Consider the following 9,523-nt stretch of genomic DNA (forward strand, 5'->3'; position numbering starts at 1 on the left):
ACGATTTTTACTGGGAGAGAGAAAGGTTCATGGTTAACTGCGTTAATGACTACATTAACATGGCCTTCCCCCCAAGCCTTAACTCACTCTCTCATGTGGTTATAAATACAGAAGCAAGAAAAATGCTGGGGTACAGAAGGGGTATTGCATCAACTGTAATACCTAATGTATTTAACTATGACCGTGAGCCTCCGGGAATCGATGAATATAATAAAGATATACGGAGAGATCTCGGGCTTGCCCCTGATGATATTATCTTTCTTCAGCCTACACGTATTGTTCAGAGAAAAGGAATAGAGAGCGCTATTGAAGTGATTCACAGACTTCAAAACCCGAAGATAAAGCTGGTTATTACACACTCGGCAAAAGATGAAGGCAAAGAGTACTACAACCGGATAATCAGCTATGCAGAATTAATGGATGTACCAATAGTTATCAACCCGAGTATATTTGCAGATAAAAGAGCAACCGGTGAAAACGGAGAAAAAATCTACAGTATATGGGATATTTACCCTCATGCGGATTTTGTTACGTATCCCTCAAGTTATGAAGGTTTTGGGAATGCATTTCTTGAAGCTATATTTTTTAAAAAACCCCTTCTTGTTAACAGATATTCAATATATCAGCAGGATATTGAACCAATAGGATTTGAAATAGTTGCAATGAATAACTATGTTAATGATAAAGTTATTAACCAGATTAAAGACCTTTTAAACAATCCTAAAAAAACTGAAGAGATGGTGGAAAAAAACTTCCATCTCGCTGCAAGATTTTTTTCATATGAAGTTTTGGAACAGAGACTGAAGACAATACTAATCAATTTCGGACAGATTTAATCGGAGATATTTTGAATAAAAATAATGATTCGGATTCTGTTTTTACTCCAAAAAAATTTGTTAATCAATTCTTGTCATCAAAGAAAATTTCCATGGAGAAAACAGGAATCTCTTCAATTGTGGTTTTATCATGGGCTGCAGGCCCAATACACTGGTTTGCACAAAAAACAAATGCTCAAAGAATTCACGACTGGATTTTCTCATCAACTTATCCTGTTTATAAAGCAAAAATAAATAATACGGACGTAACCTTTATTCAGGTTGGGATCGGAGCGCCTGCAACTGTTTCCAGCATGGAAGAGATGATTGCATGCGGTGCCAAAACATTTATAGGAATGGGCTGGGCAGGAAGCCTGCGAAAGGATATCCCCATAGGAACTGCGCTTCTTCCTGTTGAATCAGTTGTTGAAGAAGGAACATCCCCTCACTATATAAAAGACAGTTCGCTGATTAGACCGGATAAGGACCTCGCCATAATTATTAAAAAGTCCGCCTCAAAACTAGACCTGGAAGTTATTCCAAGTATACAGTGGACAACAGATGCCCCTTACCGTGAATTAAAATCAAAAATTAAGATGTATAGTGAAAAAGGTGTTTCCGGAGTAGACATGGAAACCTCTGCAATGTATGCTCTTGGGATTTTCAGGCATGTTTCCGTATGCAACCTTCTTGTTGTAAGTGATGAACTGTGGGGAGAATGGAGGCCGGGATTTTTTTCACATGGGTTAAAAGAGGTGTTTACAAAAACTCAGGAAGCTGTACTGACAGCTCTGCAGGATTTAACATCTTCATGATTACATACTGCAGAAATGAGTGCACTTATGGAAAAAAGAGTATGAGCAGGCCATTTTTTCAAAGGAATAATTAATTAAAATAACACAAGACGCAACTGCCGGCTGAATAGAACCCCTTCCTGTCCGCGAATCATTATACAGTTTATTCAGCCGGATGCATTCTCTGCCTTTTCTTTCATTATATTGTCCGTATTCAAGCGATTCCGCAAGATTAATTTTATCGGTTACCATGGTTTTATAAATCATGATGAAAACAGTTGGAGGTTGTAAAAATCCTGAATTTTGTATAATCACTTTACTTATCACAATATTCTATGCTTTCAATCTTTACTATTTGTAAACAGCAGCATTGCAGAATTTAATAAAAATGCAACATTTTTTGATTTAATTATTCAATAACAACCCTATGTTTAATAATATCTTCTGGCACAATTTTAGCACGTAAATAAATTTGTTAATTAAAAATCATTAAAAACTGCTGCTTATAACAGACACAGAGAATAGTTGTTCAGCTTTAAAACAGGAAAGCAATGAGAGTAGACATAATTAACAAAAGCAATATGAAATCCTGGAACGAGTACGTAAAAAACTCGCCATACGGTACAATTTTTCATACAAACGGCTGGAGGGCTCTTTTAGAAAAATACAAAAATTATGAACCTGTGTATCTTGCTGCTGTGAAAGGAAACTGCATTAAAGGAGTTCTTCCTCTTTTTTATGTACATCATCATTTCTTCGGGAGCAAACTGGTATCTGTACCTTATGCAGTGATTGGCGGTATCTGTGCAGACAATCAAAATGCCAGAAACATTCTTTTTGAAAAAGCCATTGAATTGACAGACACACTTAACGCTGATTACCTTGAACTGAGACAGGAAGTGCCTGTTGATGCAGACTTGAAAATTGACACAAACTACTATACTTTTAAACTGGAGCTTGACTCAAATCCTGACAACATCTGGAGAAATATAAGAAAATCAATGAGGAAATCCGTTAAGAAAGCAATTAATACAGGACTTCAGGTAGAGCTTGAATACAACAACTTTCATGAGTTTATCAACTTTTATTTAAAGGATGTAAAACACTTCGGTACACCGGATCAAGGCAGAGAATGGATAAAAGGAATAATAAATTCTTTTCCTGAAAACCATTCTGTTGCAAGGGTCCACTTTCAAGGGCAGACAGTAGCAATGTTTCTCGTAAGGCATTACAAGGGAACAGTATCAGAAGTAATCGGAAATGATCTTCCCGAATTCCGCCACATGAACCCCAATCAGCTTCTTGAATGGAAATTGATTGAAAATGCAGCAATAAACGGATATAAACATTATAACTTCGGCCGAACTATAAAAGACAGCGGCTCATATTTCTTTAAACTGGGATGGGGTGCTGAACCTGTGCAGCTATATTATCAATACTATCTAAAAAATGCAAAATCAATTCCGAATACAAGCCATATCAACCCTAAAAGACAACTCTTTTCCAGGCTGTGGCGGCATTTGCCAATTATAATAACAGATACCCTGGGCCCGGCTATAAGGAGACGTTTTCCATAAATTTATTCCGTATATCCGATTCCTGTGGACGAAAAACCTTCTTTTGAATCATAAAAAAACACTTCTGCACCAAAAAAGATTTCCTTCCCCTGTTCATCTGTTTTCGGCAGCCATCCCCCTGTATTATAAATACCAAATTTTTTGCCTGACGGAAGCTCCGGCAAATTAATTTCCGGAGCATAAACCGAACCCCATGGAATAGGCTGGTGAGTATGCCCGAATATCATACCTACAGGATCAGGTATTTCTATATTATCATTATTTTTCAACTCTTCTATCTCATATAAAGTTGAACGATAAAAATCAAGAAACCTCTGCCTTACAACAGGATTTGTTAAAAATTCAATATTATATCTTGCAGGGCTAACCTTTTCAAGGCTGTTAACTATTTTTTTCATAATAATATTAAACAGCATCCTGTTTGTGCTTTTATGTAAACCCTTCCATGCACTGTTCATCTCTTTTTTCAGCTCTGCAGCGTACTTATTAACACTTCCGTATTTATGTTCGCTGATTTCCGACTGAATTTTTTGAATAATATCAGTTAACGGCCCTGACTGGCCTACTGCAGCAGACTCTAACTCGCATACAGGCAGGTTCATTGCAACAAGCTCTCCAAGATCAAAAATACCAGGTTTCTTAATATTAAGATCTTTACCAAAAACAGACATACCCCACTTGCCAAGAAATGTCCATATTAGATCCATATAATGGCCATGAGTCATTATTATTGTTTCCGAATCAGTAACAAGATAAAGATTCGGAAATCCGACAATAAACGGTGTAGGAGGATTTGTAAGATAATCCAGAAAAAGCCCTGCATATTTTGGACTTCCCTTTTGTCTGTGGATTCTTACTTTTGGGAGAGTAAGTTTCCAGAAAGAAGGGGATTTTCTATCATCAAGGATCACAGGAACAGACATTCGATACGATTTGGGTGATTTGCCTCTTATAACTCTGTTTGTAATATTAAGCTGATATTGAATTGTATTCCATATATCAAAATCATGATTTCCCGGAATGTATATAATCTCATCTGCGAGTTTTTCATCTCTTATTTTCTGGAAAAAGAACCGCCCGATATCATAAGCCTCTCTGTACTGTGTGACAGAAAAATCAAGAATATCTCCGAGAAGAATAAGATAATCCACAGATTTACCGTTGAATTTATTCTTAAGAGCAGATTTAAACTCTTCGAAATAATCTCCGGGAACAATCTCTCCTGTATCCTGATCTCTTCTAACCATATAGGATTTGGGGTTCCCGAGATGCAGATCCGATATAACAGCCAAACGCACTTAAATACTCCTCTTTAAAATTAGCACAGGACAAAACAATAAAGCCATATAATTTATTACAAATATTTTTAAATTACCCTATCAGCCGCCGAGAGAAATTGTTGCATTAATTCCAAAACCCTTGATATCAGTTGTGCCTGCACGCAGATCTTTTCTCTTGCCAAGCTCAAAATGCAGCCCTCCGTTTACTGTTTTCGTAAACGAATATGTAATTGTCGGTTTAAAAGACCAGTTCATGGTATTTGACATATCTGTAAAATTTGTTTTCCCCGCCTGTTTTCTTGCACTTACATTAACACTGCTCTGAAAAGTTACAGAAATATCAATGTTGTTATTAAATCTTTTCTTTAAAAAGGGAAGCTTTATTCCCTTTTTAAGATTGTACCTTGCAGTCACATTTATCTGGGATGATGTATTTTTTGTAATTCCTGAGCTTACAAGCATCTTCTCCTGTATAGATTCACTGGTATTGTACTGGAAGGAAGCTGTAATCCCGTTTTTAAAGGCAAAATTAGCACCTATAAAAGGCCTGAAATCTTTTGTCACTGTTCTCTGGGTGGGTGTACTTGTGGAATCCTTCCATGTCTCCGATTTTTTACCGGTAAAAGCATGAGAAACTACTATAGAACGCATAAATTTAGATATAAAGGGAAGTCTTTCAATGCCTGTCAACCTGACAGTCCACGACGGGAAAGGAATCGGAGTGCTATTCAAAGAAAGCACTGAATAAGAAACATTCCCTGTAACCTGTGTTGACCTGCTTTCTGCATTAGTATAAACATAGTTAAGCGTTGTTGCGAGATTTTTAATTATTTTAAAACCACTTCTGAAAGAAATGTTCCTGTTCTTCTGAGTGGAGCTTCTCTGTGTAACATTTTCAGAAAGCGGAACACCCGGATCATCTGTTAACCCGAATTGATACTGTGCTGATGGCGTACCCTGAAGGCCGTAATGGCTTGCAGTTATATTGTTGCGCATACTTACTGAAACAGGATCTATTTTTTCAATCAATTTTCCAAAAAGATAAAACGCCGGCCTTAGGAAAAATCCCCCTGATTTTTTTTCATCCTTCTTCTTTGTCTTGCTGTCTTTCTTTGCATCTGCTGAAGGTTTTCTTCTTCTCGTTACAGGAGTCCTTCTTTTTCTCGCAAAAGCCGACTTCTTTTTTACTTTAAAGTACTGCACAAATCTTTTCGGAGTAAAAGTTCCCGTAAAAGTCATTGTAGTATTAATTGTAGAGCTTCTGCTTGTTCCTGTTGTTCGTATTGCCGGATTATCACTCCACCTGTAACTTGCTGAATATTTACCTGTCGTTGTAAACCATGAAAATATTTTCGGGCTTAAATTTAAATTTGCATTCTGGCTAACAGATAAAGGCATGCCTGGTTCCGTAAATGAAGAAACAACATCCATCCACTTTGAATGAAGCATGTCAAACTGCTGAGTTTTTGAATAATCAGCGGAAATTACATTAAAAGGTTTGTAGTTGACAGCAAGTGTCCTTGTAAAATTTGACTTAAAAACACTGCTGTTTACACCTGACCTTTTTCTCGATTCATCCTCTGAATCACTCCCCTGAAGAGAAAAACTAAAGTTAGACGGCAAGTAGTAAAATTTTGTTTTTGCAAACTTCTTTAAAAGCCCGAACGACCCTGCCCATTTAAAAGGTAAGAAATAGTGCTGATTACCGAATCCAATTCTGTAGCTGAAGGATCCTTTGTACTGTAATTTTCTTCCGGATGCAACAACAGGGTTACTGGATTTTGCCTTTGTGAGACTTGCCTTTGCATCTATCGGATCAATTAGATACCTGACAAGAAAATTTCTTGACTTCGTCCTTTTTTTAAAAGCAGCATTCAATCCCAGCGACTCGTTATCTGTCCTTATTTCAGGCATCAGTGAATCCGGTACTGTACGTTTGTTTACAAGAATATCGCTTCCCGGCTTATATTTCGGCGTTGACTGTGTTTTCGCATAATTTGCACTTATCGGAATCGAAAGCCCCCAGTGCTCAGGAGTAAATTTGTCAAGATTCATGCTCATAAAAGCCCTTGTTCCAAGAGTTGTAGAGCCTTTTCCGAATCTTTCATTGATAGTATGAAAATCCGCTTCCGTACGCTGGAATTCGCCGTTCATAACGATAAAATCAGAAAGACGAAGATCCGCCTTAAATCTCATTGCCTTTCCTTTATCCTTTTTAACACTGGAAAGGCGCAGTTCATCCATCCATACTGTTCCGTAGAAAGGCTCCTTACCCTTATTTATAACACCGGCAGCAATCCACCTGATGTTTGTAAGAGACGGCTTTCCTACAATGGTAATTATATGGCCGTTGGCCTGTACTTCACTTATTGTATCCTTTCCTGCTGCTTCCATTTCTATCTTGAGCCTGCTCAAATCTTCGAACGAAACTTCAATATTATTTCTCTTATCCCATCCTGAGTAAAGAGGAATTTTGACTTCATAATAAACCCGGTTCTGAGTATCAGAACCCCATCTTAGGAAAAATTCCAATGAATCCTGAAGAGATTCATAAAAATCGTATTTATCCATACCATAAACAAACATCTTCAGATAGTTGTAATTTATAAGATTCTCGGAAGAGTACAGCTGCTTGTGAGCAAGTACAGCCGCCCCCGGCTCAAGGTCTGTTAACCCCAAAACAAGCGACTGTTCCTTTGAACGAATCTTCTGAATCGGATCAATTACACCCTCAACTCCCGGAGGCTGAGTGTATTCAGGATTATCGTGAGTGTTTACAACACTTATATTCAAGGTACTGTCCCCAGGAGTAATAACAAAAGTGGAATCGCCTTTTAATTCTTTTCCCTTGAACTTCCATTCATTACCTGTTAGATTTATCTCAACTATTTCAAACAGGCTCTCTGTCTGCATGCTGTCTGCCCAAATTCTTACAAATTCAATTCTCGACCAATCCGGGGTCCCTTTTATCATAGAGGGCGACCTTAGAGGGATTCTGTAAAGGCGCCATCCTGCTGTATTGTTTTTCTGCCCGGCAATCAAAGCAGTATCAGGGCTATCCTTCTCAAGAGAAAAAGAATATTCAAAATAGTCATTATTCAGATCAACGCCTGAATTATGGTTTAAGTCCTCGGAGTTAGGGATCTGAGCACCGTCATTCCTGTTGTTCTCTGTGCCGTTAATGTGAGTATAGTCATAACTGCCGCTCACATATTCCCAGTCATCATAACTCCACGGCTCGTCCGCTTCTTTTATGCCGTCCCCGTTTATGTCCCAGAAATCATATAATGTAGCTCTGCCGTTAACAACAGCGGCTGAAGGATCATGCGGCCAGAAAAGCTCCGGAGGATCTGGCCCAAACATTCCGTCAATACCTGTGTCCTCGTCTTCATCAAGAAGATTATTCCTTGCACGTGTCTCTGTTGATTTATCTTCTGTGTCCCTTATGTTGTTCGGTATAACATCTTCAGAAACACGGCCAAGATCAATGTGGAGCCTGCCGTTATTACCTCTCACCATTATTTCAAGATATTTACTCTCACTCTGATCAAAAAAACCTGCAGAAAGTGCACGCATAATTCCACCCCAGGACTTTGCCTTATCCTGCAAAGTCGGGTTGGGAGTAAAATGCACTGCAAGGACATTCGTTCTTGTCGTACCACCGAAGTTATTTGTCACTTCTCTGTCAGGCCAAATTTCCTGAATCGAAACCTGGTTGTATGGGTTGTACCAATATATGCTTCCCTTATCCTGCAACGATAAAAGATGATCACTCCTATCATAAGGCAGAGATGAAGGCCCCCATGCATATCTGGTAACTCCGAGGTTGATTTTACGCTTAGCACTCTCAAAATCGTCAAGATATGCAACTCCGTTTTTATCGTCTGTTGCATCATTGTTAAGAGTATTGGGATTTGGCACTACCTGGGCATACTCCCCTTCAAATGACATGGAAGAGGGCTGCTCAAGATTAAGAAGAGGCAAAGCGTTAAATGCTTTTGTTAAAAAATCGGGTTTGAACGACAGTGCGGTATTTACATCCCACACAAAGTTCTTCATAGGCGCATCCTTGCCTACTCTTATACGCTTGTCCATTGTTGTCTGGCTGAGATATAAAAAGGTACCGCCTATAAAAGATCTTTTATTTCCATCTTCCCAGAGTGTGTACTCTGCCCTGGCCCCCATAAGCGTTTTTTTATCAATAGTAAAAAGCTGCTGGGACTCATAGCTTATTTCCAGATTGGCATTTGGATTTAAAGCCTGTTCATTGAGAATAGTAAGTGTTCCGGTGAGATAATCTATTCGATAATCAACATCCTTGGTAAGAGTCGTTCCATTCAGAAGTACCTTTTCAGAATTTTCAATAACATTCATCCCTAATTCATGAACAGGGCTGACAGACGAGGATTTAACTTCCATATAAAATTTGCTCTGATTTCTTATTGCCGACACACTTGTAGTGTCGTAAATTACAGAAGACCAATAATCGCGCGGCAGATCAGACCCCGATCCATTACCCGGATCAAATGGCCGTAAATCAGGAAAAATAACTTCGCCTCTGCTCAAGCTCAATATATTCGGGTCAATATCAATAACATCATCCGGATTAGGCTGGCCGTTTACATCCGCTTTATCAAGTCCGAAGAGATTCAGAAGAGCCCTCTCTTTGCCATTTACCTGAATGGATTCTTTTGGTGTACCTGAAGGTACTTTATAAAATATTCGAAGTTCAAAACCGTCTTTATCAATATTTCTTCCCCCCAAAGAGTAGACATTCTTCCACTCAAGATTCCATGTTGCATCCGAAGGCCTTGCGGACCTTGGTTTTATTATTTTATATACAAGCCGTTTTGATTTTGAAGCAGTTGTATCTGCAACGTCATTTATCCACGTTCCAATTGTATCACCGTTGGTTTTGATATATGAAACAGCAAGCACCTCACTGTCCTGCAGGGGCATGTTCATATAGATAAAACCGAGCTGCTTGTTAATATAAAAATCCTTGTTAGCCTCCAGTGGAACAAACCAGTGCTGCCTGTTTTCTTCATTACTTGCAT

Annotated in this window: 5 protein-coding genes; 3 read left to right on the top strand and 2 right to left on the bottom strand. The window is 38.5% G+C overall.

Annotation, left to right across the window (positions count from 1 at the left end):
* From J7K93_12950 to J7K93_12960, 3 genes are all read left to right on the top strand, one after another.
* Positions 1–836 (top strand): glycosyltransferase family 4 protein (locus J7K93_12950; GenBank protein ID MCD6117917.1); only part of this gene is annotated, 836 nt, incomplete at its 5' end.
* Between the two features lie 11 nt (positions 837–847).
* Complete coding sequence (locus J7K93_12955; protein ID MCD6117918.1) at positions 848–1,630, top strand: nucleoside phosphorylase; 783 nt, start codon at positions 848–850, stop codon at positions 1,628–1,630.
* Between the two features lie 530 nt (positions 1,631–2,160).
* Positions 2,161–3,186: a FemAB family PEP-CTERM system-associated protein gene (locus J7K93_12960; GenBank protein MCD6117919.1), complete on the top strand. Its 1,026-nt coding sequence runs from the start codon at positions 2,161–2,163 to the stop codon at positions 3,184–3,186.
* 2 nt (positions 3,187–3,188) lie between these two features.
* Here J7K93_12960 and J7K93_12965 read toward each other — a convergent pair whose 3' ends face one another.
* Complete coding sequence (locus tag J7K93_12965; protein ID MCD6117920.1) at positions 3,189–4,484, bottom strand: metallophosphoesterase; 1,296 nt, start codon at positions 4,482–4,484, stop codon at positions 3,189–3,191.
* An 81-nt stretch (positions 4,485–4,565) separates the two neighbouring features.
* Positions 4,566–9,523 (bottom strand): cell surface protein SprA (sprA, locus tag J7K93_12970; GenBank protein MCD6117921.1); only part of this gene is annotated, 4,958 nt, incomplete at its 5' end.

This window comes from bacterium (assembly GCA_021158245.1).
Taxonomy (GTDB): Bacteria; Zhuqueibacterota; QNDG01; order QNDG01; family QNDG01; genus QNDG01.

Excerpts from the sequence above, each read along its gene's own strand:
- J7K93_12960 (MCD6117919.1), top strand. The coding sequence starts at position 2,161 with ATGAGAGTAGACATAATTAACAAAAGCAATATGAAATCCTGGAACGAG.